The following is a 25,467-nucleotide window of genomic DNA, read 5'->3' as shown; positions in this document are numbered from 1 at the left end:
GAATGTTATTCTTTCACCTGCTCTAAAACCTCTTTGAAGGTACTGACAACCTTATCAACCTCTTCATAACTGATGGTCAGCGCAGGCTCGACGCGGATGGTCTTCGAATTGATGAGTGTTCCGGCAACTAGAATACCTCGGTCAAACATTCCTTTTGAGACTTCATAGCCGATTTCATCTTTATGAAATTCAATTCCAATCATCAAGCCTTGACCGCGGATTTCTTGAACTTTATCTTCGTGTCCTTTCGCCGCTTCTTTCAGCTGTTTAAGGAAATATTGACCGACCACTGCAGCTCTTTCTGGCAGGTTCTCTTCAATTAAAATTCCGATTGTAGCAATCGCTGCTGCACAAGCCAATGGATTGCCGCCAAAGGTTGTTGTGTGCATGAACGGATTAGGGAACCAACTCTTAAACACTTCTTCTTTTGCGACTATGGCACCTGCAGGCATGACCCCGCCTCCGAAGGCTTTTGCCAAACAAATAATATCTGGAACGACGTCATACAATTCCGCAGCGAACATTTTTCCGGTACGTCCCATCCCTGTTTGTACTTCGTCAAAAATGAGCAGTGAACCATATTGATCACAAAGCTCACGAACCTGTTTTAAATAGTTTTCCGGAGGAAGAATAATTCCGCCTTCCCCTTGAATCGGTTCTAAAATAACAGCCGCGACATCTTCTCCGACTGAAGCGCACACTTCGAAGGTTTTTCTCATCATGTCGATATCCCCGAATGGCACATGACGGAAGCCAGGAATCAATGGCAGGAACGGTTTACGGAACATTCCTTTTGCGGTACCTGACAACGCACCTAAGCTTTTTCCATGGAATGCACGAGTGGTGGAAATAAATGTTGTCCGCTCACTGTACATTTTCGCAAGCTTTAGTGCGGCCTCCACGCTTTCCGTTCCGCTATTTGTAAAGAAAGCATATTTCAAATCACCTGGGGTGATATCAGCTAAGATTTTGGCTAGCATCGCTCGGAGCGGATCAAGCAGATCTTGGCTATGAAGAGCCTGACGCTTCAATTGATCAGTTACCGCCTTTACAACCTTGGGATTCCTGTGACCGACATTGTAAATGCCGAAACCTCCAAGACAATCCACATATTCTTTCCCGTTTACATCCTTAAAGCAGGCTCCATTATCAGACCATTCAACAGCGGCAAATTGCCCTCCCTCTGTAACTGTTTTACGGTATTCCAGAAAACCTGGATTAACGTGCTCGCGGAAGCCATCAACCGTTTCCTTTGTGATCCAAGCCGCATCTTCTGCAGTTACCTGCTCTTTTTCTATTAAGCTTAAAACCTTGTTAATGTAATCGCTCACATTTTCCTTCTGCTCACTTTTAGTCTCTCGTGTTAATTCGATACTCATATTATTGCTCCTCATCATGATTTAGTTTGAAAACCAGCCTACAGGCTCAATTTGTAAATTGATATTAATTTGCTTAATTTCCTGAAACTCCTCAAGACCAAATGTTCCTAGACTGCGGCCAATTCCACTTTGTTTATAGCCACCCCAAGGAGCTTCATTATAAGTAGGGTGATAGGAATTGACCCAAGTAATCCCTACACGCAACTTCTTAATTACTCGAAGGGCCTTGGCGCCATCATTGCTAAATACTGCACCAGCAAGTCCATAAACCGTATTATTCGCTAGCTTTACTGCTTCGCTTTCATCCTTGAATTTTTGAATAACTACAACTGGTCCGAAAATTTCCTCCTGAACGATTCGCATTTCCTGCTTTACGTCAACGAAAACAGTCGGCTCCACAAAGTATCCTTTTTCTAAGCCGTCACGAACGATTCGGCTGCCACCGCATGCGACCTTCGCACCTTCCTGCTTTCCTAACTCGATATAATATAGGACCTTTTCCAAATGCTCCTTGCTAACAAGCGGGCCCATCTCTGTTGAAGAGTCGTTCCCTGGTCCGACCTGAATTTTTTGAGCTCTTTCAACAAAGCGTTCAACAAACTTATCGTAAATACTCTCTTCCACTAGAATTCTTGACCCGGCTGAGCATACCTGACCAGCGCCGGCATAGATTCCAAACAGAGCATAATCGACAGCAGTTTCAAAATCAGCATCCCCAAAAATGATATTAGGTGATTTACCGCCTAACTCCAGAGAAACCTTTTTCATTGTATCGGCAGCGGCCTTCATAATATGTTTTCCTGTTTTGGTACCGCCAGTAAATGAAACCATATCCACTTCTGAATGAGTGGCAATTTCATTTCCTACCACTGGTCCTGCGCCCAATACCATATTAGCGACACCCTTTGGCAGACCCACTTCCTCGAAAATTTCGAATAGTTTTTTCGGTGTAATCGGTGTCACCTCTGAAGGTTTAAAAACGATTGTATTGCCTGCGGCTAAAGCAGGGGCAATTTTCCATACGCTCATTAAGAGCGGATAATTCCATGGAACAATCAATCCGCACACGCCAACCGGTTCACGAACAACCATAGCCTGCATCGGATCTGCTACATGATACGTATAACCGTCTGGCTTCGTAATCAGACCGGCATAATAACGGAAACAGGCAGCTGCATCACCAACATCATATCCCGCCTCTCTTAATGGCTTGCCGTTATCCATTGTTTCAAGTTGAGTAAGTTCTTCTGCATACTCATCAATTTTGTCTGCAATTTTGAATAAATAGGAGGCACGTTCCTGTGCAGAGATTCCTGACCAGACACCTTCCTCAAATGCTCTGCGTGCGGCGAAAATGGCTGCGCGTGCATCTGAAATAGTACCTTCTGGCGCATATGAAATAACCTCGCCATTTGCCGGATTAATGATTGGGCGTGTTTCTTGATTCTCCGCATCTTTCCATTCACCATCAATAAACATCTTTAGGTTAATCACTCTATTGTTTACCTCGACCATTATCAGTTCCTCCTTTTATTTCTCTCATTCTTTATTATTGCAAGAAGCGTGCCAAAACTTAAATCCTAGTAAATACATGCCTTTCGAAAAATAAACATATGAGGTTATTCATTTTTGCATAACACTATTGTTGATTGCATAAAAAGAAAAAGCCGCTTCAGTTCGTAGAAACTGAAGCAGCTTTTTCTTTTTATAGAGTAGATAAGTTCTCGATATTCATATTTTTCTCGCTTAAGATTTTTTGATATTTCCTGCTTACGGAGGATTGACTGATTCCTAATGCTTTTGCTGCCTTGGTGGTCGTTTTGTACTGGTTCATCGCCATGACAATCAGCTGTTCTTCGACATGATCGATGGCATCCTGTAACGGAATAACCCTGGTTATGACTGGCTTCATTTTTTTATGTTCATAGCCAAGCGATAAAAATTGGCTTACAAATTCGGCATCAATCGCTGAATGATCTGCTGTAACCACTAGTCGTTCAATAATGTTTTGCAGCTCCCTGACGTTGCCTGGCCATGGATAAAATTCCATGACATTCACTGCATCAGGCGTTAAATGATAGTTTCGATCGTATTTTTCATTGAGCTGCTGAAGGAAATGGAATGCTAGCAAGGATATGTCTTCCGTGCGCTCTCTTAATGGCGGAATATGAATCGGAATAACATTTAAGCGATAAAATAAATCTTCGCGAAATGTTCCTTCCTCGATCAGTTTCTCTAATTTTTTGTTCGTGGCTGCGATGATTTGAACATTTACCTTTATTGGCGTGGTGCTGCCGACTGGAATAACTTCCTGCTCCTGAAGTACCCTAAGGAGCTTCACCTGCAGATGCATTGGCATTTCCCCGATTTCATCAAGGAACAAGATGCCTTCATTCGCTTGTTTAAAGTAACCTTCTTTTCCATTCTTATCAGCACCTGTAAAAGCACCTTTTGCATAGCCAAACAATTCGCTTTCCAACAAATTTTCCGGAATAGCACCGCAATTTAATTTGAGAAACGGTTTGGAAGAACGTTTTCCTAATTGGTGTATCGCTTGAGCAATTACTTCTTTTCCGACTCCCGATTCTCCGTGAAGGAGAACAGTAGAAGAAAAGTCAGCAATTTTCTTCACCTGGTTCATGATTTTTTCCATTTTTGGACTGCAGTAAATTAACTTTTTTAAAAAGCGGTCTTTAGATTTAAAGTCATCTAATTCCTTCTTATATTGCTCTGATATTTTTCTCATTTCCAGCAATTCGCTTTTTAAGCGAGTTGTTTCTGTTATATCCCGAGATGCCACAATAATCCGGTCGAGCTCACTTTTTTCATTAAAGACAGGATTCCCAACGGCGAGAATTTTTCGGCCGGATTTTGTTTCCTGAACTACCGATACTTTTTTTCTTTTTTCCATCACAAGTCTTGTTACAGATGGTGTAAACAACCCCTGGTCCTCAAACTCAAGAATATTTTTTCCGATTAGTTCCTTTAAATCGACCTTCCAGAAATCCTGAATAATATTATCACTAAATCTGATAAGTTCTCCTTTTGCATTTACAACCAGTATTTCATCATAAATGCTTGAGAGAATTGCATTTAAATCCTTATTCAAATCCTTGATATATTCAATTTCCAGTGCCATTTCTTCGACCATCGGTAAATCTTGAACCACAATGATAATTCCTTCGACCTCATCATCATAGTTTAAAATCGGGCTATAATCCACGAGGACACCCATCTCGTTCGTAATCTCAAGATGGTTTAAGAGTGTTTTACCGGTTGAGAACACATTGTCAATATGATGTCTGCTGAATATAGTTTCTGCTGGAAAATTTAATACTTTTTCCGCAGTGGATTTAATCATTTTTAAACCAGCTTCATTGCAATTAATGATGCGCTTTTCCTTATCAAGCACAAAAATGCCCATCGGAATGGAGGTGAGAATAATTTTAAGTAAATCTACGCTTTTATTTTCCTGCTTAAAAAGCTCGGCCAAAACGTCTTCTCTTCTTATGTAACCGGATGGCTTTCCATCCTCTCCCTTTATGAGGGCAAACGGCTCACCGATAATTTGGAACAAAACAGGCAGTGAAATATTCTCACTCAAATGACAGATGGTTTCGATGGACTTGGCGTGTTCAAGCAATAATTCTTTTGAAAAATTTTGCGCCTTCAGCTTCTCTAGCAATTGATTACTTAAGGATACATACGCAAATAATTTATTTTGTTTTTCTAAGAATATAAAGGGTTCTTTTAATTTGTTTAAGACCGATTGTAAAACTTCTTCATTTTCAATTGTGACTGAAATTATTGGCTTGATTTTTTCTTTAGCGACGGAAAACATTTTTTCATCCCCCTCGTCCTTATCTACCTAATACTAACACTTTTTAGAATCTTTTAAATAGATAAAAATCATTAAAAAAAGAAGATGGACGCCCATCTCCTTTTTCTACCGTTTAGTCGCTGCCGGTTACATACAAATCTTCTTTTATATATACGAGAACCATGCCAGGGATGACGTCATCTCCTTCCTGTACTTCAAGGGATTCTACCTCTCCACTTACGCCGGTAATAATCATCTCTTCATGACCATCATCTGCTTTAATCATAAATAAGGGGTCCCATTCATATATTCTTTCTTCATTCTTTATTTGAATTTTTTCTACCCTCCCGAAGCACGGGCTAGTAACCACTCCTAGGTACATGAAAGTCCTCCTCCATTCTCGAATTAATATTGTTCCTGAAAAGGCGCTGTCTGTAAAACAAGGCCGAAGAACTCTTGGAATTCCGGGATGTCCTCGACCTCAATTCCCAGTCTAGCTGCCCAAAGATCATCTGAATACGTGTCCTCTTGGCAAAGTAAAACCATATTTCCAGTTTGAATTGAAGTCACCATCGCTTTGCCAAAAAAGTGCTCTGAATAGCTGATAATCAAATCATAACGATGGTTATTGGAAATTAAGCAAAAATAATGTAAAAGCTGCCGTTCTTTTTGTTCTGATAAAATTTCTAGCTTCATTCTCCATTCCTCCTTTTTAACATTTCAACCATCCTCTTAGTCTTGAAGCTTCAGCTAATTTTTGAATACCTTCGATATAAGCTGCAATTTTTAAATTAACTCCGTGTTGTTTAGAGGTATTAAAAACATTTAGGAAACTTTCGATAATTTTTTCCTTGAGCCTCTCATCAACAGTATCCTCAGTCCAGTAATAACCTTGATTATTCTGACACCATTCGAAGTAAGAGACGATCACGCCGCCGGAATTGGCTAGTATATCAGGAACAACGAGAATCTCTCGTTCATCGAGAATTTTTAACGCCTCTTTTGTCGTTGGCCCGTTTGCCGCTTCAATGATAATACTACAACTCAGACTGCTTGCATTTTGTTTATGAATGACACCAGATATCGCCGCCGGAATGAGAACATCGCATTCTTTTTCCAATAACTTTTGATTCGTGATGGAGTTTTTAAAGCGATTGGATACAATCCCAAAGGAGTCTCTATTTTCTAGGAGATACGGGATATCGAGGCCATTTTCATCATATAAACCGCCAAGTACATCACTAATTCCAACCACTTTAGCCCCTAAATCATATAAATATTTTGCAAGATAACTCCCTACATTGCCGAATCCTTGAATGATCACGCGGAGGTTTTTTAATGATAGCTTTTTTAATTCACATACCATTTCCAGGGTGTACAAAACGCCTTTTGAGGTGGCAGTTTCCCTCCCTTTCGAACCACCGAGGGCAATCGGCTTTCCTGTGATAAAGCCTGGGGAATCGAATTCGCGGATGTGATCGTATTCATCGAGCATCCAGGCCATAATTTGCGAGTTAGTATACATATCTGGCGCCGGGATATCCTTTGTCGGTCCGACAATTTGGCTGACCGCTCTAACGTAGCCCCTGCTTAATCGCTCTAATTCATCTAAACTCATTTTGCGGGGATCACAAACAATTCCGCCTTTTGCCCCTCCATATGGAAGGCCAGTAATCCCACATTTTAAACTCATCCAGCCCGCCAATGCCTTCACTTCTTCAGGGGTAACATCCGGATGGAAGCGAATCCCGCCTTTTGTCGGCCCTGATGCGTCATTGTGCTGGGCCCTGTACCCTTGAAAAATCTCAGTTTTACCGTTATCCATGCGGACGGGAATGCTAACTTCCAAAAATCTCATCGGCTTCTTTAAAAATTCAAAGACCTGCGGAGGATAATTTAGGATACCTGCTGCCTCTCTTAATGTTTCTTGAAACTCAGTTAAGGAGTTATCCTTTTCCATTAATCCCTCACTCTTTTTCAAATCTAAAGAATCGATTGCCATCATAACACCTCATTTTTTGTTGTTACTAAAGTAGTAGCAATTTTCGTGCCAACTTATGAAAATAGAATTATTACGGCTTTTTTCATGTAATGTATTTAGAAAAATGTAAACGCTATGAAAAATTGATTGGATTATGCATTTTTGCATACTATTGAAATATGCCTAGAATTCAAATGGAAATAAAAATAGATGACCAAAAACTCAGTCACCTATTTTTCAGCTATTTTTTATTATAAAGTAGTAGGTTTCTCCGCTTCATCAAAATGTAGATCAACAATACTGGTTTTAGAGATTTTAGTTTTGACGGCCAAGTAGATTAGCCCAATGACAATCCAAGCAATTCCACCAATAAGTGCATCTGCTTGCAGGTTATACCACAATATCCCCGTAGTTCCTGCTCCAAGGATAGGCATTATAAGGAAAGAGAATATATCTTTGCCTGTTTTATATCTTTTTTGACGGAAAACGAAATGGGCAATGACGGATAAATTAACAAAGGTAAAGGCAATTAACGCCCCAAAGTTGATAAAGGATGAAATTAATTCAAGACTTGGTGCAATCGCAAGCAGCGAAACAACGCCAACGAGGATGACATTAAAAGCCGGAGTCCTAAATTTCGGATGGACCGATCCAAACAGTTTTTTTGGAAGGACACCATTCCGTCCCATCACGTACAAGAGACGTGCAACACTCGCATGTGATGCCAGCCCAGATGCAACAGTGGCAGCAAATGCACCTGATAAGAATATGAGTTTAAAAAGCGTTCCCCCAACAAACAGTCCAATTTCAGGCAGCGTATCATCTGTCACTTTAAAATTAGAGACATCTGGGAATAATGCCTGAGCAAAGTAACCGCAGATGAAAAAGATGGCTCCACCGATTAATACAGTCAGCATAATTGCTTTTGGCATTGTTTTTAGGTCGACCGCCTCCTCGGCGTACATGGTGACAGCATCAAAGCCAATAAAGGAAAAACAAACCACTGTTGCTCCTGTTAAAACTGCACCAAGATGGACATTGGAATGAAAAAGCGGTTCAGTTGTTAAAATGGTGCCTTGTCCCATCCCTTGAGATAGCTTCACAAAAGCAAGGACAATAAAGGCCACAATTAAGACGACTTCAAATATAACAAGCAGGGAATTCAAATTTGAGGTTTTACTCATACTCCATACATTTATGGCAGTAACGATGGCGACATAACAGACCACCCAAATCCATGCTTGAACCGAAGGAAAGACAGATACCATATAAATACGGATGATTAAGGCATTCACCATGGGTAAAAGGATATAATCAAGTAATGCAGCCCAGCCAACGATAAATCCAAGATGGGGGCTCATTGTCTCTTTCGTATACGTATAGGCAGATCCAGCGCTTGGAAATACTTGGACCATTTTTCCATAACTAATTGCCGTAAACAACATAACAGCCAATGCCGTTAGATATGCAAGAGGAACAACACCATTTGTTTCATCTGACACAATCCCAAAGGTATCAAACACAATAGTAGGCGTCATGTAGCCTAAACCAAGACCTACGATGGCCCATAGTCCAAGTGAACGCTTAAGGGTAACATTCTCCAATTTGAACAACTCTCCTTTTTTAAAAAATAATTAAAAAATGTAAGCATTTTCATTTTTGTTCAAATCAATAGAAGTATGAGGTTTTAAAAGCTCATACTTAACATTCCGAACCTCCCCTACAAATTAATTATATTACTATTCAAAATAGTTGCAATTTTCATGCCAATTATTTAAGTGTGAAAAAATAAAAATATAACTCCTTAATTCTATGAAATTTTGCATAATCTAATCTGATTTGCATAAATAAGTCCATCAAAAAAACCTTCAATCTAAAAAATGATTGAAGGCTTAAAAGATGCTTGATTTTTTTATTATAGGCTGTGTTAAAGAACAGTGTTGATTTTTATACCCTGTTGATTGGAGTGGAAGGCTCGAAGACTCCTGTGGGAGTACGGTTCAGGGGAGACCCCGCAGGCGTGAGCGCCGAGGAGGCTCACCGAAACGCCCACGGAAAGCGAAGAGCCTGGAGCGGAAATCAACAGACAAGTTAACAAAGCCTTATTATAAAATCCCTTTAATATCTAATACAGAATCTAAAATATAATCCGCTTTGTGTTTCTCGAACTCATTTCTTGCGTCTTTCCCTGATAGTCCAGTTAAGACAGCAGCAAATTGACATCCCAATTGTCTGGCGGCAAGCAAATCTGCCAAGGAATCTCCGACAACTAAGACATCTTTCCCATTTTTAATAGGGAGAGAAGTATTTAAACAGTCTGACACAGATGTGCCTTTCCCTTTAAGACCCATAATGTATGTATAGGGATGAGGTTTCGATAAGGATTTACTGCCTGGAAGCTCTTGTTCTGCCTTTAACACGTCATCAGCGGTTACCATCCGTTTTTCATCAAAATACTGTAACCACTTTAAATGGTGAAAAGGCTGAATCGTTTCTAATTCCGGTCTTCCTGTTCCTATACCGATTGTATATCCAGAGGTGGTTAGGAAATCGAACAGTTCACTAATTTCTTCCTGAGGAGCTAATGTTGTTTCATTGGCAAGGAAGCCATGTTTCCCTTTTTGCACCGATGGTCTACCAGTAGAAGCTGAAACATGCTCATCCCCTACATACCACTCCTGGGAAACATGTTCACACACAGACCACAGCTCCCCTTTTAGAAAAATGGACGTTTCCACTCCCAGCTTCTCATAAGCCAACTCATTTAAATAGCCCAGTAATTCCTGTTTCGTTGCCTCAGATTGCTCAAATTCCTTCACAAACAAAGAAAAATCCATCTTTACAGGATAATTCCCAAGAACCCTTCCAATCTCAAGCAACGTTTCACGATTAATGGGTGCCTGACACCAGTTGTTAATTTTTTCAAATTCATACTCTTTTATTTGTGATAACAGATGGATTAGTTGATGGCTGAAGGAAAGAAAGATCATATCCCAGTTCGCGTTTAGGCCGCGGGATTTCATCAACTTAAGAATTTGGTCGTTTATAAAAACTCGTTCTCTTATTCCCTTCATTTCCTCTGCCGTATAGTCTGTTTTAAACTTATCCGGAGACAGCCCTAAGTACTTATTACTAATTAACATCTCCCAAACCGTCAATGCTGAAGCATCAAAATAGTGCTCTTCACTTAACAGGACACCATCCACGTCAAACAAAATCGTTTTAATCAATTTCCCTTCCCTCACTTCTAGTTATGCTTTTATACGCTATCGTAACACAGCAATCCTAATTATTTAAAGGGATTTGTTAAAATAGGACGGTTTAAATTTGCACATAATAAAAAAAGCTAACCAATTAGGCTAGCTTTTTAGGACAACTATTATCTCGCGAAGCGGTGATTACCGATTGTCACAGTCACTTGGCGTGATGTAATCCAAGAGCTGGTAGAAGTTTTAGGATTATAGAAGAATAAAGATCCATTCCCTTTTCCCATGAATGCGATCGCTTCATTAACCGCTCTCTTTGAAGCATTATCCGCTGGTTGATTAATTTGACCGTTTGCGACAGGTGTGAATGCATAGTGGCCATTTGAAATTTGATAGATGACGCTTTTCACAGTTGAAGGGAAATCAGGGCTCTTCACTCTATTTAAGATAACAGTTGCGACTGCAACCTTCCCTGCATATGGTTCCCCTACAGCCTCTGCCCGAACTAAACGTGCCATTAATTCTTTCTCTGCTGGTGTAATTGGCGAGTTAGGAATTAACATGTTTTGACCAGTATAAAGTGGTTTCGAATGATTTGTCGCCATTAATGTATTGATTGGCACACCAAAGCCTTTTGCTATGTTCCAATAGGTTTCACCGGATTGAATTTTATGAGAAGTCGTTGCCGCTTCTGACTTTTCAGTTAACGTAAAGGCTGACATTGATAAAATTAATCCCGTTGCAATAACTAGTTTTTTAAGTTTTTTCATGTGTTAGTACCTCCCGTGTTTTGTCTGTCGTTTCTCTACTCATAAGGCTATCAGTTGTAACATACTAATTCATCGTCCAAAAAGTGGTAACTAGTAAACTACTAAAACCGCGCCCATCCTCATGCTATCTCTCTACTAAATGGAATTTTAAACCACTTCTATTTTTTATCCTAAAAATGGTTTTATTAGATAGTTTTGGTTGCCTTATTACAATTTGTATCAGCTATGTAACATAGAAAGGGAGCCAAATAGACCTAGTTTTCACGATATTGACAACAAAAATCCTTATTTCCATGTAAGTTATCATCCAAAACTTGGGTAAGATAAAAGAGACAAAATAATCGGGAGGCTTTAAAAATGAAAAATCAATTAGTTGACGTACTCAACAAACAAATTGCCAATTGGTCTGTCTTGTATATCAAGTTACACAACTACCATTGGTATGTGAAGGGCGAAAATTTCTTCACCTTACATGCTAAATTCGAAGAGTTCTATAATGAGGCTGGATTACATGTGGATGAGTTAGCTGAACGATTACTTGCAGTTGGAGGCAATCCCGTTGCAACGATGAAGGAATGTTTAGAACTATCTTCTATTGAAGAAGCATCTGGTAAAGAATCTGCATCTGATATGGTTCAGTCTATAATAAATGATTTCTCCATCATCACAGGTGAATTAAAAGAAGGTATGAGTACTGCAGAGGAATTAGATGATGAAACAACAGGAGATATGCTACTAGCGATTCATTCTGGTTTAGAAAAACACATTTGGATGTTAAATGCCTATCTTGGTAAGAAAGTTTAATAAATAGATCAAAAGAGGATGACTCATTAACCATTGGAGTCATCCTTCTTTTCAAAATTATGACTTTGTTAAATTGTCTGTGGATTTCCGTTCCAGGCGCTTCGCTTTCCGTGGGCGTTTCGGCGAGCCTCCTCGGCGCTTGCGCCTGCGGGGTCTCCCCTGAACCGTACTCCCACAGGAGTCTTCGCGTCTTCCACTCCAATCAACAGGGTATAAAAATCACCAATGTTCTTTAACATAGATTAAATTATAATAATTATTAAAAAGGTTTGACTTTTATTTAGTATTAATATTATTATAATAATTAGATAAATTCCTACTGGGAGGTAGAAACATGGAGAAACTAGAAGTAATTGTCTACAGTAGTACAGGCTGCCCATATTGTGAAAAGGTTAAGGCTTTCCTTAAGGAACACGGAATTGACTTTGAAGAGCGAAATGCCTCTATACATAAAGAATATTTTGATCAATTAAAGGAACGGAAAATCTTTGGAACCCCAGCAACCCTTATTAATGGAAAGCTAGTCTTAGGTTTTCAAGAGAAAAAATTCAACAAGCTTCTCGGTCTTGCAGAAACTACACCTGCGAGTGTGACACCCCCTACTCTAGCGGAAGCACCAGAAGAGACAGCAGACAACATTTTTCAACCAGTTAATCAAAGAGTGCTTGATGAAGTGTATGATTTCGTTACAATAGGCGGTGGACCTGCAGGTGCCTCAGCAGCTGTTTACGCAGCCCGTGGGAAATTAAAAACGCTTGTTATCGATAAGGCTCCTAAAGCAGGCACACTAGCTATTACACATAAAATCGCAAACTATCCTGGTGTTCGCGAAGAAGTAACAGGTCTTGAGCTCCTTACGAGGATGCAGGCCCAAGCAAAGGATTTCGGGGCAGAATTTGTTCGTTCCACCGTACTTTCTGTTAATTTTTCCGATGAAATCAAGAAGATTGAAATTGCCGAAGGAACCATTCAGGCGAAAAGTGTCTTTATTGCTGTCGGTGCAAAAGCCCCCTCGAGTAAAATTAAAGGGGAAGAAGAATTTACGGGACGTGGTGTAAGTTACTGTTCAACCTGTGACGCGGCCTTCTATCAGGACCAAGTCGTAGCTGTTGTCGGAGATAATGATGAAGCCATTCATGAGGCTGAAACACTAGCTAAGTATTGCAAGGAAGTGAAATTATTAATTCCAACCGAACAGTTAAAAGGAGACGCAGATCTTTCTTCTTTAGAAGCAAATCCTAAGGTTGAAATCTTTAGACGTCATCGAGTCCGTGAAATTCTAGGGACAGATAGTGTGGAGAAAATTGTTATTCTTACTGATAAAAAAGAAGAACAAGTTTGGGCTGTTGACGGTATTTTCTTATACTTAGGTGGAATGAAGCCCGGGACAGACTTCTTAAACGGAGCCGTCATGCGGGACGAAGAAGGTTATGTAGTAGTAGATGAATACCTTCGCACTAATATTGATGGCGTGTTTGCCGGTGGAGACGCCCGTAGAACGCCAATTAAACAAGCCGTTATTTCTGCTGCAGATGGCGCCATTGCCGCACTTAGTGCAGAGCAGCACGTTAATAAACGAACAAAACTACGACCACAATACAGCTAATTAGAAAAGCGCAAGCGCCTTGATCAGCCCCGACAGGCAAATGTTCTTCGGCAAGAAAAGTCGCTCTTTGACTTTCCTTGCCGAAGGTTATTTGACCCGAGGGGCTAGGCGCTGGAGCTGGCCAATTCTCGAAGTCGAAGTTTTCTTATACTAATAAAAAGGACGCCTATTAGGTGTCCTTTTTCTCATATTGCCTTCCGTTGTTGTCAGATTCTGTCGGAAACTGTACAATTTAATACAAGATATTAGAATGGCAATTGGGGGAATAACCATGAAAAAGTGGATTTTTTTATTACTAGCCGTATTTATTCTTTCTGCCTGCACGCCAAAAGCCTATACCGAAAGTTTGGATGCTGGTAAGGCTGCACTGGAGAAAGAGAACTATACTGAAGCGAAAGACAAATTCGAAAATGCATTAGAAGAAAAAGAAACAAATGAGGCAAAGAATTACCTTCATGCAGCTGAAATCATGCAGGAAAGTGTCACACTCTATCATAAAGGTGATTTTGATACTGCCACTTATACGCTTAAAAACCTGTTAAGTAAGAAAGCCACTAAAAAGTTAGTTAGTAAACAGGCTAATGCACTCATCAAAGAGATCCAAGAGGCAAAATCACTTTCTGACTCAATGAGGGAACGAATCATTAAAGGTAAAGCATTAATGGAGCAAAATCAGTATGACCAGGCATTAAACGTCTTTAAAGAAGTATCAGAAACCATTCAATTTACTGATATCCCTTCTATTGAAGAAATTACAAAAGAAGCCTCTGAACTTATGATTGAGACAGCCAACAAGAAAAAGACCGCGGACGAAGAAAAGCAGAAACTAGAGGAAACAAAACAGAAAGAAAAAGAAGAAGAAGCAAAAGCAAAACAAGAAAAGGAAGAAGCAAACCAACCACTTACACATGCACAAGCAGAGGATTTAGTGAAACAACATCTTAACCTTTCTTCTGATCAAAATGTTAAAGTGGTCTATGATCACGATGCTGATAACGGTGATTACGTTATCCACGTTTATGAGTTTGTTGTCGATAACTCACAAACTGGCGAAGGACATACGACAACATGGGGCTGGTATGGTGTGAACAAACAAACGAAGATGGTGTATGATGCAATGCAATAACAAGAAAAGGCTGTCCCGTGTTAAAAAAACACATTGGGCTCAGCCTTTTTACTTTTTCCATCAACGTTTGTCCCTTTCACTATGAACAACACCTGCATACATTGTATTAGTTTAGTATGGGAGGTGATCTTCTATGTCAGACGGCAGACACAATAACAACGGCTTTGCTTTAATCGTTGTATTGTTCATTTTATTAATTATTGTTGGTGCATCTTATCTATACTAATTATTTAAACTGCACCTAATAAACAAAAAGAGCGGTAAAACCAATCGGTTTTACCGCTCTTTTCTTTAATTGATTACACTACTCTTTATGGCCTCGTGCAAGGACCACTAAACTTACTGTAATAATAGTAAATGCAATAAAGGCTAATAAAGGGATCGTAATAAAACCAAGCCAATTGATGTAATCTCTCGCGCAAGGCACACCCGAAGTACACATTTCAAACTGCTGTAAATAAGGAATCTTTTGCAATAGTGTATGATAGCCCGAAATCAACATGCCAATGATCGACAATGGCAAAACATATTTATGAATTCTTAAATCGTTACGATAAACTGCCATACCTAAAATAATGGCTAATGGATACATGAAAATCCTTTGATACCAACAGAGGGTACATGGAATGTAGTGCATCACTTCACTAAAATACAAGCTGCCAAGTGTGGCGATGACAGCAGCAATCCAAGAAAGTAATAATGATTTATTCATTTTATTTCTCCTTAGTGGCGTCCTCTACCATTTTAATTAAATCATCGATGGTTTGTCCTTCAAACAGCTTACCATTAACGAAAATAGTCGGTGTTCCCGTTACGCCTAGTTTTTCTGCGTAACTCATATCCTTGTCCCACGAATTCTCCGACTTCTTATCACGGAAGTTTTTAACCACTTTATCCACTTCATTGCTATCAGCCACTTCTTTTAAAGTATCAGTTAAAAAGGATTCAGTGAAGATATCCATTTTTTCTTTTTCAGGCTCGGCTGGTTGCTTTTCATATAGAAGATCATGAAATTTCCAAAACTTCTCGTTCCCAAGCTCCTGATAAACTGATTCAGCAAATTTAGCCGAACGAATGGAATCGACATTGATGAAAGAATCATTCATGAAATAGAATTTAGCTTTCCCGTTATCAACAAGCTCTTTTTGAATAATTGGAACAACCTTCTCAGTAAAGTTCTTACAATTTGGGCATTTGTAATCGCCAAATTCAATAATGGATACCGGTGCAGACTTGTCTCCAAGAAATGGCTGATTGCTATAATCAATCGCTTCCTTTGTTTTAGACTCTTCTTGTTTGGAGTGATTCCCCAAAAAGATAAATCCTAGAACAAAGGCTGCAATAATTCCTACCATCCAAAAGACAAACTTAGAGGATGATTTTGTTTCGTTTTTCGTATTCTTCTTTTTAGAAGCCATATTCAATCTCCTTTTATGCAATGTATGAGAAAATAGTTTATAAATAATTATAGGATATTATAATAGAGGATACTAATTTTTTCACTTAAGGAGCAAAGAAAATGACAAATACGAATCATTATATGGGGTATATTGGCACATACACAAAAGGAGAGAGTAAAGGAATCTATTCCTTTACCTTAAATACGGAAGACGCAAAGATAGAGAATGTTACGATTGCTGCAGAGTTAGAAAATCCTACATATGTAAACATTAGCAAAGATAATCGCTACCTTTATTCGGTTGTCAAAGAAGGAGAAAACGGCGGGCTTGCTGCTTTTTCCATTCATGAAGATGGTAGCTTAACTGCCATTAATCGTGAGCTTTCAGCCGGGGCATCTCCTTGTCATGTTAGTGTAGACAGCCAGAATCGATATGTGTTTGGTGCTAACTACCATAAAGGTTTGGTAGAATCTCATTTACTAAACAAAGAGGATGGTTCGATTTTACCAGCTGCTTCTATCATGATTCATGAAGGTTCTGGCCCAGATCCAAGGCAGGAAAAACCTCATACTCATTATGCCGGACTTACACCAGATGAAAAATATCTAGCTGTCGTGGAATTAGGGATTGATGCCTTAATCACATATGCGGTAAACAGTGACGGAACACTTACGAAAGTAAAGCTTCTGCCATTAAAGGCTGGAAGCGGTCCAAGGCATTTAGTGTTTCATCCGAATGGAAAAATTGCCTATGTAATGACAGAGTTTAGCTCTGAAGTCATTGTGTTAACCTATCACGAGGAAAATGGCCATTTTACAGAAAAGCAGTATATCTCCACACTTCCTGAAGACTTCACTGAAAACAATCAAGGCAGTGCCATTCATATTTCATCTGATGGACGTTTTGTCTATGCGGGGAATCGTGGACATAATAGTATCGCCGTTTTTAGTGTGAATCCTGAAACTGGAGAGTTAAGTTTTGTAGAACATGTTTTAACTAAAGGTGACTGGCCGAGGGATTTTGCTCTAGATCCGAGCGAGAAGTTTATTGTAGCTTCGAATCAGGAGTCGGGGAATCTTGTGCTTTATTCACGGGATGAGGGAACTGGAACACTAACGTTAATTCAGTCTGATATAGTGGTGCCTTATCCGGTTTGTGTGAAGTTTTTGCATGAGTAAATTCTAGTGTAACAGCCATTTGTCAACGGACAGATGGCTGTTATTATTCTTACCCTGATATTGATACAGTTTTTTTGGGAACAGAACGATAGGCTGGAAAATAAGTTTTATTAACTTCATCTTCATAATAGTTCTCCCATTTTTGTATCAGTTGATTATATAAAACAGGATTATGGACTTTCTTACCAATATAAAATGGGAGTACTCCATTAGGATTAAAACGGGATTTAAATTGAAAAAGAGAATCTCTTCCTTTATGGCCTCCACCCAAATGGAATCTTTCTAATCCCGCTCTTTTCCCCCAAATGCCTAATTGATGAAGAAGAAAGGTGTTCACACCTAAATGTAAATATTCCTTATTGGAACAACCCAAATGATAATGCAATGAATTGCCTTCATACAGACACATAGAGGCGGCTACCATCTGATCTTTATAAAAAACAGCACCAATAATTGAATACTGACTTAAATGAGATAATAAATCTTTTATATAACTAGTAGAAAAGTAAGAATAGGTAGAAGCATTCAATTTATCCATTGTTTCTTTATATAATTGGTAAAAGGTTTCTACCACTTCAAGTGCCTCTTCATTTTTAAAAACTCTGAACACTAACTCTTTTTTATTTGCTTTGTTAATATTTCTTTTATGGTTAGTATGATAACCATTAAAAATTTCCTTTTCTGTTTTCGTCAAATCTATAAAAATAGTCTCCCGATCAAAAGAGGTGTCTACAAATTCCTCCATTATCCGGCAATTCTGCAGCAAGGGATGAAACCTAATAAATTCACATATTATATTTTCTTTTTGACAGTATTCTTCAAACTCTTTTCTAAATGCCGATACTAGCTGTTTTTCTTCCATGTCGTATAATGGGCCCCCATAGCCGTATGAAGGTGTAATAATATCGTAAATGTCATCATTCGTTTCATGTTTGGCAAAAGGCAATCCCTTAATCTTTCTTTTTAGAAAGACATAGCCTACCTTTTTTCCACTCTGATCTTCATAGAAAAATAAGTGAGGTTCTCCATCCCCCATGCTTTGATACAAACCAGAATATGAAGGGTGATAGAAGATATCCTTTTTGGAAAGTGTGTTTAACTTTTCTTCCCAAAATGTTTTCTGCTGAAAAGAAAAAACCTCGTACATAACAATCCCCTTTTTATACGGATTTTTGTAAATGATGGTGAAATGGAACTTGATCTATCCCTCTTAAAATTAATACATCATCAAACTTTATCATGACAGATCCATCAGAATAATTTCCTATATCAACCGAATTACACATGCCCGCTAAATTATTTACTATATTTTTCACAAAATTTTGACCTTCTTCATGTGCATGAAGATATCCTCCACCGAACCTTGGATTAATTTCTGAAATAATGTACTCGCTATCCGTTTTAAAACAATCAATATCTACAGGTCCTATTGCTTTTAGTTCATTTAGCGTTTTTTCAATTAAATGAAGAAGTTCAGGATCATTCACGGCGATTGATTTGTCCGTTTCTCCTGCTCTCATTTTTATTTTCTTTTTGCAGAAAATATTGGTAGTTTTATAGTTAATAAAGTCAACATAACAATCTACTCCATATTCATCCCCCACAATAAATGGCTGGGCAATCAACTCACCCGTATCCTTCCAAAGAGCGTGTAACTCTTCCAAAGAATGAATAATCGAGATTCCTAGACTTGCACTGCCAGTTCTCGGCTTTATAATTAAAGGAAACTGAATTTGATTCTTTTCAATTTCAGAGAGTATATCATCGATCTTTACGTATGTGGGGACTGCCGGCAAGTTGTGTGATGTTAAAAAAGTATAGGTGAGGAATTTGTCGAAACAGATATTTACTACATCTTTATTAGAAACAATTATGTTTATATTCTCCTTTTCAAACTCAATCTTATTCTCTGCTAGTAGGCTTAATTCGGGATCAATCAGACTTAACACGGCATTGATTTTATGCTTTTTGCAAACCTGTTTTATGTGTTGGATATATTCTGGATGGGTGATACGGGGCACTATTTCTGCTGAGTCTGCAAGATACAAGGCTGGGGCGGAAGGATCACAATCTGCAGCTACTACTTTCCCCCCTATTTTCTTCAGTTCTTCTTTAAAATATTTAACTAATTTCACTCTTCTCCCCGCACTACATAGTAAAATATTCATACTCTATCCCTCAATCATAGTTATTTAAAATACATAAAGATCCTCATTAAAAAATTCCTTCAAACTTTCCTTTCTTCGTACAGTGAAAAATTCACCGTTAACTGTTGCCACAATGCCTGGTCTTTCCTTAATAAATGGTGGATTAAAGACAACCGTATAAGCACCAACATTCTCGAAAATAACATAATCGTCTTTTATGGGTAATAGCCCTTTTACTTTGTATGCTAAATAATCCTTTTCCATGCAGGTATATCCTACTATGTTATATGTGTCGTAAGAGTTTCGTTCTGGATTTTGGAACACATGACGCATAGGAAGATTTCTTTTATGCATGGTAGGCTTAATATTGTGAACGCTGCCATCTATTAGAACAAATGAGTTTTCTTGTATTGTCTTTGTATCGATTACTTTTGCAATAAAGGTAAATGCATTTGCTACCATGGAAATTCCAGGTTCCAATATTAAGTATGGCTTTTTTACATAACCTTCAAATTCGTTGTTCATAATACGACAAATCGTATCAGCATAATCCACAAAACTTGGTGTTTGCAGTTTAAAGGAGGCAGGTAGTTCTCCATATATGCCACCTCCTATGTCTATATATTCAATAGTGTCTGGGATATACTGCTTGGCTAGTTCGCATAGTTTCCTCGCAATAGTCCCATATGTTTCGACTTTTCTTTCTTTCGTGGAGAAATGACCATGTAAGCCAACAATATTAAGATTTTCTAATTCCTTAAGCCTCTGTATAGCAGAATGAAAGTCTCCATTTGAAACACAGATTCCAAATCTACTAACCTCATATCCTTCCTGAAGTGGACTTTCCCCATTAGAAGAAAGGTCGAAGTTAACTCTTACACCTACTTTTACAAGATTTTGTTTATTCTTTAAGCAGTAGTCTGTCACATAGTCTATTTCATAGAGCGAATCAATGTTTAACATACTTCCATTTTCTAGAGCTGTTTCAATATCTTCAGAAAATTTTAAAGGACCATTAAAGATAATCTTTTCTGGAGGAACTCCTATTTTTACAGCTAAGTCATATTCTAATCTAGAGACAACCTCGGCATAGGCTCCTAATTGATTCATTTCCTTGCATAAGTAAGGCAAGTAGTTCGTTTTATACGAATAACCAATAATAAAGTTTTGGTATCTACTCCTAAATGCAACGTCAATTTTTTGATAATTACTTTTTAATTTATCTACATCTAATAAGAAAAAAGAAGACCCAAACTCTTTGTCTAGGCCTTCTAGTTGATGGTATGTTAAAAACATGTATTCACCTTATTTCAATAATTATTTTGTCGACACAAAATTTTTACTATATTTATATTCAGGACTTTTTCTCCACTTAAAATGTATCGGAATAATTCCTAACTTTCCAATTAGACTATTGGAATAAAAAATCCTTGAGTCAAATCCAGTTATGGGTCCGAACTCTAGTTTGAACTTATTTACGTTTTGCCCCTCTATGTCTTCCTCATTCATTATTTTTCCACCAAAGTTATACCATTTACATCCTTTTTGTTTAAAGCTCTGAATATCTTTCCAGTGCAAATATCTATTAGCTCTTCCTATTAAGTTACGAAAACCGGAATCGTCATGATTATAGCGCCTAGATGCAGAGTATATTAAATATCCTTGTTGATCATCTTTTTGATAAACATGATAACATAGAAACCGACGGTCCTTATCTGTAACAAATGACATGACTAATGCCCCTTGGTCTCTTAATTCCTTCAGTTTATTGACATCACAAGTTCGAATATTTCTTTCCTTCGCAAATGGGTTAAAAAATATTTTAAATTCCTCAATTTCAGAGTCAGTTGGATTTGTATGCTCAAAGTAAAGTAAATCATCTCTATTTATTGCTCTGTTTATTTTATACCGGGTATTTTTGTGTATCTTGTTAAAAATTTGACTTTCTTCTTCAGCTAAATTTATTAGATAGTTTGGGATCAAAAGACGAAAGGAAAAATTCCTTTTATTAAGTTCGGAATTCTTAGGTGGAGAAAACAAAAGCTCAAATCTAATGGTGATATCTGGTTTTATTGTTTGATTCTCATAGCTACCAGAACCTATCTCTTCACAGATTTGGAAAATACTTCTTTTGTAATTCAACGTTAACATATGAGCCTCCCACTTCTTTAACAAATATTAATCAACTTCATTTAGACAGCTGCTTTACCTCTAACAAAGCAAGCCTTTTTTGCAAAATACTCCACAACTGAATAATCAATAGTATCATCAAATTTCCTTGCGAAGAATTGATTTGAATTCTCTATTATGTTAATATCCTTACTTGTTAAGTACACAGGGGAATTTCTCTCACTTAGTTTTTCCCCCATTCTTAGATACAAAAGATTATTATTCACCACGTCACATTTAAAATGTGAATTCATAATTAAAGTATGGAAAAACCACTCATCAGGAGTGTAAGTATTTTTAAAGTATTGGAGATACCATGTATTATTATCTAAAAACTCGATGATGTAATTTGCAACATTAGAAGGTATCGTAAACCATTGCGAACCGCAATAAAATGAGTATTCCTTAGGCCAATAATTAGTATTGGGGAATAAATTTATTCCCTTATCGTACAAAGCTTTGATTGTTCTTCTGTAAATTCTAAAAGGATGTGCGGAAGTATACCTTTTTCTTGTAATATTAGGCCAATTTATCCTCATTGCACCTTCGTTTTTCCATGTGATATTAATGAAATCCATAAATATCTTACCTTTATTATTCAATAAGAAATCCTTAAATCCATCCTTTACAAGTAAATCTTGCCCACTTCTTAAGCAAACAAAATCATACTTATTTTTGGAGGCTAATACTTCCCTCAACAAATGGATAGTCGTTTCTACTTGGCTAATATGTCCCCACTCACAAACAATACTTTTTTGTAAAACTTTAACATTTGGACTTTTGATTATCTTTTTATTCATGTCTTCATAATTTCGCTTATCAATATGAACAAATACATCCGCCTGATCGCCTGAAATTAGTTGATTGATAAACTTATTCACTTGATCTGGATTTTTATGGATTTGTAAAATATAAGCAGTTCGTGGGGAAGAATTCATTTTATATCCCTCCTTAAGGGGTTAATATAATTAGAAACGTACAAATAATTCATTATAAAGAACGGTGTAATAAAAAAATACCGTTAAAACCCCTGAATGTACCTTAATTCATTAGGAATTTCCTCTATAAAATTTGTAAGAGTGTGAATTAGTTTTGTGAGCCCTGCTGAGAATATTGTTCTTTTTTTATTTTATTTATTAATTTTGATTCTTTATTGATCATTATGTTGGAATATATTTGTTCCATTTCTGTTATTACATTTTCAATTGAATATGTTTGAATAAGTTCCTTATTTTTATCAGCAAACTTCTCCCTTAATTCTTGTGAATTATACAGTTTCTCAATTGCATTCGCACATGCTAGTGAATCATTATCACCTACCACAATCCCATTAACATCATTTGATATTAAGTCCCGATTCCCACGGCAGTCTGTAACAATTATTGGTAACCCAACAGCCATTGCCTCCATAACATTAACCGGGAGACCTTCCTGCCTAGAAGTTGAAACTGCAAGATCAGAAATACTCATAAGTGCATTAATATCTTGCCGGTAACCTAAAAAATCCACATGGTTCTCCAATTCTAGTGTTTGGACCAACTGCTTGTAATTGCTGAGTTGATCTCCTTCTCCAACAAGTAAAAGTTTAATATTTTTTATCTTCTTACTAACAATGCTTACTGCCTGTATCAACAAATCTTGGTGCTTTCTGTAACATAGTTCTCCAACATTTATAATAATAAAATCTTCTAAATTATAATCATTTTCTTTTCTTAATGTACTTTTCTCTTTAGGATTTGACGGTTTAAATCTAGTCAAATTGAGCCCAATACCATGTACTTTGTAGACTGAATTCCTTTTTCTTAATTTTAGTTTCTTAGCTGAGGAAAAGTCCTCATCATTCATGGTAATGATTCCATCGGTCCATTTAGCTGCAATTTTCTCAAGTGAATAGTATATAACCCAATTTATTTTTGGAGCACCCTTAAAAAAATGAAATCCATGTGCAGTATAAAGCATTGTGACTTCAGACATATTTTTACATGCCCATCGGGTTATTAATGAAGCAACAGGTGCATGTACATGTACTAATTTATACCCTTCTGTTGAAATAATCTTTTTTATCTCTTTTAATGCATAAAAGTTATTTTTGTTAAACGGATTCCTTTGGAACTTAACATGATGAATTTTACATCCTAATTTAATTAATTCAGGATTGATTTCTTTATCTTCATTGAATGCCAATCCTACCTCGTTTCCTTGTTCGACTAAAACTTTAATATGAGGAATCAAAAATGCATTTATCATATTAGATATTGTGGCAACATATAAAATTTTCACCATCGGACTCCTCTTTCCCGTATTTTTCCAGTACTCCCTTTATCATTACACCTCTATTTTTATATTTCAGCAGCTTCACTTTCCGTTAATGGTCTCAATTTCCCTTTTATTTCACCAATTATCATTTTCATTTCCTTAATTTTAAATAAGTAAATAAGTATAAAGTACACAACTGCACCTATACATACTGAAATTATTAAAGAGATATCTAGATTAAACTTATTAAGTAGTAAGCTATAAATATATTTACTTAGTCCCCCCATAGCTAGTGACGCAATTAATATTTTCAAAAAGGAAATTGACACACCCGTTAGACCAAGATTCCCTATTCTTTTTCTGAGATTAAATACTAAGAGAATTGTGCAGAAGATAGTAGATATACTTGTTGCCAGGGCTAATCCGCCGATTCCTAAATACTTGGATAAGGTCAAATTCAAAACAATATTTAAAATCATTGCTATGGCCGCGTTTATCATAGGAGTTTTCGTATCTTGAAGAGAATAAAAGGTATTCGATAAAATTTCCCTATGACTTAACCCAACAATTCCAATTGAGAAATAGAAAAGTGCATTTGATGTCATATTCAAAGCATGTGAGTCAAAATTCCCTCTACCATATAAAAACTCAACGATCGGTCCAGAAAAAATCATACATCCAACAGCCGCAGGTAACACGAGTATGTTGACAGCACCAATTGCCCCAGATAATACTGTTTTCATTTCTGTAATTTTATTATCAGCAGACAATTTAGATATTTTGGGATAAAGTACGGAACTAATCGATAAAACAAAAATCCCAATTATGACTACACTTAATGTACTTGCATAATTTAATGCCGCTATTCCTCCCACTTCTAGCTTAGAAGCTATTGTGCGGTCAATTAATAAATTAATCTGTGTAACTGAAGTACCTAATATAGCCGGTAATGCTAAAATGGCCATTTTCCTAATATTTTCATCTCGATAATCTAATTTTGGTTTATATCTATAATTACTTTTATAACTAAAAATGAATAGAAGTAAAAATTGTGAAAAAATTGCTATTAAACTTCCTACTGATAATAAGTAGATATTCTTATGTGAGCTAACAATGATAGAAGCAACCATAATAATATTTGCTGGTAACCCCATAAGTGCTGGAATGACAAATACACCTTTAATTTGGAGATATGCTAAATACACATAATTAACCCCGGTAAAATAAACCCCTATTAACGTGATTCGAGTAAATGTTACTGTCAGTTCTAGTGTCTTACCTTCAAAGCCAGAAGCAAATAATTTTACAATAGGCTCTGTAAAAAATAATCCTACTATAAAAATAGCCGTACATACTATAAGTACAAAATTAATAACGTTATTGGTATACTGATTCGCTCTTTCTGTTCCATTTTTACTTTCTATTCGGGTATACATAGGAATAAACCCAACAGATATCCCTTTACCCACAAAGGCAAATATGACAGTAGGAATTGTCAAGGAAATTAAGTAAACATCACTTATATCAGAAGCACCATAGAAATAGGATAATACTATATCTCTTGCAAATCCTAGAACTTTCGAAATGATCGTTACTAACATTAAAATAAGAACCGTTTTTTTCAT

Annotated in this window: 23 protein-coding genes; 5 read left to right on the top strand and 18 right to left on the bottom strand. The window is 37.3% G+C overall.

What is annotated here, in order from left to right; genetic code table 11:
• Window positions 1–5: 5 nt before the first annotated feature.
• From RCG25_RS05885 to RCG25_RS05845, 9 genes are all read right to left on the bottom strand, one after another.
• On the bottom strand, window positions 6–1,379 hold the full coding sequence (locus RCG25_RS05885) for a putrescine aminotransferase (protein ID WP_308082758.1): 1,374 nt from the start codon (window positions 1,377–1,379) through the stop codon (window positions 6–8).
• Window positions 1,380–1,400: 21 nt separating this feature from the next.
• Window positions 1,401–2,873 carry an aldehyde dehydrogenase family protein gene (locus RCG25_RS05880; protein ID WP_308084105.1) on the bottom strand — a complete coding sequence of 491 codons (1,473 nt, stop codon included), beginning with the start codon at window positions 2,871–2,873 and terminating at the stop codon, window positions 1,401–1,403.
• Window positions 2,874–3,084: 211 nt separating this feature from the next.
• On the bottom strand, window positions 3,085–5,220 hold the full coding sequence (locus tag RCG25_RS05875) for a sigma 54-interacting transcriptional regulator (RefSeq protein ID WP_308082757.1): 2,136 nt from the start codon (window positions 5,218–5,220) through the stop codon (window positions 3,085–3,087).
• 112 nt (window positions 5,221–5,332) lie between these two features.
• Complete coding sequence (locus tag RCG25_RS05870) at window positions 5,333–5,581, bottom strand: biotin/lipoyl attachment domain-containing protein (RefSeq protein ID WP_308082756.1); 249 nt, start codon at window positions 5,579–5,581, stop codon at window positions 5,333–5,335.
• A gap of 23 nt (window positions 5,582–5,604) precedes the next feature.
• Window positions 5,605–5,895, bottom strand: coding sequence for an SAV0927 family protein (locus RCG25_RS05865; RefSeq protein WP_308082755.1), 291 nt, complete (start codon window positions 5,893–5,895; stop codon window positions 5,605–5,607).
• Between the two features lie 16 nt (window positions 5,896–5,911).
• Complete coding sequence (locus tag RCG25_RS05860) at window positions 5,912–7,201, bottom strand: Glu/Leu/Phe/Val family dehydrogenase (RefSeq protein ID WP_374121062.1); 1,290 nt, start codon at window positions 7,199–7,201, stop codon at window positions 5,912–5,914.
• A 230-nt stretch (window positions 7,202–7,431) separates the two neighbouring features.
• Window positions 7,432–8,784 carry an APC family permease gene (locus RCG25_RS05855; RefSeq protein WP_308082754.1) on the bottom strand — a complete coding sequence of 451 codons (1,353 nt, stop codon included), beginning with the start codon at window positions 8,782–8,784 and terminating at the stop codon, window positions 7,432–7,434.
• Between the two features lie 501 nt (window positions 8,785–9,285).
• A complete protein-coding gene (locus RCG25_RS05850) occupies window positions 9,286–10,410 on the bottom strand; it encodes an HAD family hydrolase (protein WP_308082753.1) in 1,125 nt (374 codons plus the stop codon).
• Between the two features lie 149 nt (window positions 10,411–10,559).
• The gene (locus tag RCG25_RS05845; protein ID WP_308082752.1) at window positions 10,560–11,156 is read right to left on the bottom strand and encodes a cell wall hydrolase; all 597 of its coding nucleotides are present in this window, start codon (window positions 11,154–11,156) and stop codon (window positions 10,560–10,562) included.
• A 357-nt stretch (window positions 11,157–11,513) separates the two neighbouring features.
• Between RCG25_RS05845 and RCG25_RS05840 the strand changes: the two genes are divergently transcribed.
• The 4 genes from RCG25_RS05840 (at window position 11,514) to RCG25_RS05825 (ending at window position 14,918) form a co-directional block, all read left to right on the top strand.
• Window positions 11,514–11,960 (top strand): Dps family protein, encoded by a 447-nt coding sequence (locus RCG25_RS05840; protein WP_308082751.1) that lies wholly within the window; start codon window positions 11,514–11,516, stop codon window positions 11,958–11,960.
• A gap of 334 nt (window positions 11,961–12,294) precedes the next feature.
• Window positions 12,295–13,566, top strand: coding sequence for an FAD-dependent oxidoreductase (locus RCG25_RS05835; RefSeq protein ID WP_308082750.1), 1,272 nt, complete (start codon window positions 12,295–12,297; stop codon window positions 13,564–13,566).
• A 271-nt stretch (window positions 13,567–13,837) separates the two neighbouring features.
• A complete protein-coding gene (locus RCG25_RS05830; protein WP_308082749.1) occupies window positions 13,838–14,692 on the top strand; it encodes an outer membrane protein assembly factor BamD in 855 nt (284 codons plus the stop codon).
• Between the two features lie 133 nt (window positions 14,693–14,825).
• The gene (locus RCG25_RS05825; protein ID WP_308082748.1) at window positions 14,826–14,918 is read left to right on the top strand and encodes a YjcZ family sporulation protein; all 93 of its coding nucleotides are present in this window, start codon (window positions 14,826–14,828) and stop codon (window positions 14,916–14,918) included.
• A 78-nt stretch (window positions 14,919–14,996) separates the two neighbouring features.
• Here RCG25_RS05825 and RCG25_RS05820 read toward each other — a convergent pair whose 3' ends face one another.
• Together RCG25_RS05820 and RCG25_RS05815 are read right to left on the bottom strand one after the other, a co-directional pair.
• Entirely contained in the window at window positions 14,997–15,404 is a 408-nt protein-coding gene (locus RCG25_RS05820) for a disulfide oxidoreductase (RefSeq protein ID WP_308082747.1), read from the bottom strand.
• 1 nt (window position 15,405) lies between these two features.
• The gene (locus tag RCG25_RS05815) at window positions 15,406–16,110 is read right to left on the bottom strand and encodes a DsbA family protein (RefSeq protein ID WP_308082746.1); all 705 of its coding nucleotides are present in this window, start codon (window positions 16,108–16,110) and stop codon (window positions 15,406–15,408) included.
• A gap of 101 nt (window positions 16,111–16,211) precedes the next feature.
• Between RCG25_RS05815 and RCG25_RS05810 the strand changes: the two genes are divergently transcribed.
• Window positions 16,212–17,270, top strand: a complete 1,059-nt coding sequence (locus RCG25_RS05810; protein ID WP_308082745.1) for a lactonase family protein — start codon at window positions 16,212–16,214, stop codon at window positions 17,268–17,270.
• 49 nt (window positions 17,271–17,319) lie between these two features.
• On the opposite strand, the gene RCG25_RS05805 is transcribed toward RCG25_RS05810, so the two are convergent.
• The 7 genes from RCG25_RS05805 to murJ all read right to left on the bottom strand — a co-directional run bounded on the left by RCG25_RS05805 (window position 17,320) and on the right by murJ (window position 25,467).
• On the bottom strand, window positions 17,320–18,132 hold the full coding sequence (locus tag RCG25_RS05805; protein ID WP_308082744.1) for a lipid II:glycine glycyltransferase FemX: 813 nt from the start codon (window positions 18,130–18,132) through the stop codon (window positions 17,320–17,322).
• 298 nt (window positions 18,133–18,430) lie between these two features.
• On the bottom strand, window positions 18,431–19,438 hold the full coding sequence (locus RCG25_RS05800) for an ATP-grasp domain-containing protein (protein WP_308082743.1): 1,008 nt from the start codon (window positions 19,436–19,438) through the stop codon (window positions 18,431–18,433).
• A gap of 24 nt (window positions 19,439–19,462) precedes the next feature.
• Complete coding sequence (locus RCG25_RS05795) at window positions 19,463–20,713, bottom strand: type III PLP-dependent enzyme domain-containing protein (RefSeq protein ID WP_308082742.1); 1,251 nt, start codon at window positions 20,711–20,713, stop codon at window positions 19,463–19,465.
• Between the two features lie 21 nt (window positions 20,714–20,734).
• Window positions 20,735–21,568 (bottom strand): hypothetical protein, encoded by an 834-nt coding sequence (locus RCG25_RS05790; RefSeq protein WP_308082741.1) that lies wholly within the window; start codon window positions 21,566–21,568, stop codon window positions 20,735–20,737.
• Between the two features lie 41 nt (window positions 21,569–21,609).
• Window positions 21,610–22,524, bottom strand: a complete 915-nt coding sequence (locus RCG25_RS05785) for a beta-1,6-N-acetylglucosaminyltransferase (protein ID WP_308082740.1) — start codon at window positions 22,522–22,524, stop codon at window positions 21,610–21,612.
• A 148-nt stretch (window positions 22,525–22,672) separates the two neighbouring features.
• The gene (locus RCG25_RS05780) at window positions 22,673–23,869 is read right to left on the bottom strand and encodes a glycosyltransferase family 4 protein (RefSeq protein WP_308082739.1); all 1,197 of its coding nucleotides are present in this window, start codon (window positions 23,867–23,869) and stop codon (window positions 22,673–22,675) included.
• Between the two features lie 56 nt (window positions 23,870–23,925).
• Complete coding sequence (murJ, locus tag RCG25_RS05775) at window positions 23,926–25,467, bottom strand: murein biosynthesis integral membrane protein MurJ (protein WP_308082738.1); 1,542 nt, start codon at window positions 25,465–25,467, stop codon at window positions 23,926–23,928.

Origin of the sequence: Neobacillus sp. PS2-9 (genome assembly GCF_030915525.1) — a bacterium.
Lineage (GTDB): Bacteria > Bacillota > Bacilli > Bacillales > Cytobacillaceae > Neobacillus.
The sequence above is the reverse complement of the archived record's forward strand: the minus strand, read 5'-3'. Positions and strand labels throughout refer to the sequence as shown.

What these genes read in the sequence shown, in the direction of transcription:
- RCG25_RS05885 (WP_308082758.1), bottom strand. Translation starts at nt 1,379, where the DNA reads ATGAGTATCGAATTAACACGAGAGACTAAAAGTGAGCAGAAGGAAAAT.
- RCG25_RS05875 (WP_308082757.1), bottom strand. Translation starts at nt 5,220, where the DNA reads ATGTTTTCCGTCGCTAAAGAAAAAATCAAGCCAATAATTTCAGTCACA.
- RCG25_RS05870 (WP_308082756.1), bottom strand. Translation starts at nt 5,581, where the DNA reads ATGTACCTAGGAGTGGTTACTAGCCCGTGCTTCGGGAGGGTAGAAAAA.
- RCG25_RS05865 (WP_308082755.1), bottom strand. Translation starts at nt 5,895, where the DNA reads ATGAAGCTAGAAATTTTATCAGAACAAAAAGAACGGCAGCTTTTACAT.
- RCG25_RS05860 (WP_374121062.1), bottom strand. Translation starts at nt 7,201, where the DNA reads ATGGCAATCGATTCTTTAGATTTGAAAAAGAGTGAGGGATTAATGGAA.
- RCG25_RS05845 (WP_308082752.1), bottom strand. Translation starts at nt 11,156, where the DNA reads ATGAAAAAACTTAAAAAACTAGTTATTGCAACGGGATTAATTTTATCA.
- RCG25_RS05840 (WP_308082751.1), top strand. Translation starts at nt 11,514, where the DNA reads ATGAAAAATCAATTAGTTGACGTACTCAACAAACAAATTGCCAATTGG.
- RCG25_RS05835 (WP_308082750.1), top strand. Translation starts at nt 12,295, where the DNA reads ATGGAGAAACTAGAAGTAATTGTCTACAGTAGTACAGGCTGCCCATAT.
- RCG25_RS05830 (WP_308082749.1), top strand. Translation starts at nt 13,838, where the DNA reads ATGAAAAAGTGGATTTTTTTATTACTAGCCGTATTTATTCTTTCTGCC.
- RCG25_RS05825 (WP_308082748.1), top strand. Translation starts at nt 14,826, where the DNA reads ATGTCAGACGGCAGACACAATAACAACGGCTTTGCTTTAATCGTTGTA.
- RCG25_RS05820 (WP_308082747.1), bottom strand. Translation starts at nt 15,404, where the DNA reads ATGAATAAATCATTATTACTTTCTTGGATTGCTGCTGTCATCGCCACA.
- RCG25_RS05815 (WP_308082746.1), bottom strand. Translation starts at nt 16,110, where the DNA reads ATGGCTTCTAAAAAGAAGAATACGAAAAACGAAACAAAATCATCCTCT.
- RCG25_RS05810 (WP_308082745.1), top strand. Translation starts at nt 16,212, where the DNA reads ATGACAAATACGAATCATTATATGGGGTATATTGGCACATACACAAAA.
- RCG25_RS05805 (WP_308082744.1), bottom strand. Translation starts at nt 18,132, where the DNA reads ATGGAAGAAAAACAGCTAGTATCGGCATTTAGAAAAGAGTTTGAAGAA.
- RCG25_RS05800 (WP_308082743.1), bottom strand. Translation starts at nt 19,438, where the DNA reads ATGAATATTTTACTATGTAGTGCGGGGAGAAGAGTGAAATTAGTTAAA.
- RCG25_RS05795 (WP_308082742.1), bottom strand. Translation starts at nt 20,713, where the DNA reads ATGTTTTTAACATACCATCAACTAGAAGGCCTAGACAAAGAGTTTGGG.
- RCG25_RS05790 (WP_308082741.1), bottom strand. Translation starts at nt 21,568, where the DNA reads ATGTTAACGTTGAATTACAAAAGAAGTATTTTCCAAATCTGTGAAGAG.
- RCG25_RS05785 (WP_308082740.1), bottom strand. Translation starts at nt 22,524, where the DNA reads ATGAATTCTTCCCCACGAACTGCTTATATTTTACAAATCCATAAAAAT.
- RCG25_RS05780 (WP_308082739.1), bottom strand. Translation starts at nt 23,869, where the DNA reads ATGGTGAAAATTTTATATGTTGCCACAATATCTAATATGATAAATGCA.
- murJ (WP_308082738.1), bottom strand. Translation starts at nt 25,467, where the DNA reads ATGAAAAAAACGGTTCTTATTTTAATGTTAGTAACGATCATTTCGAAA.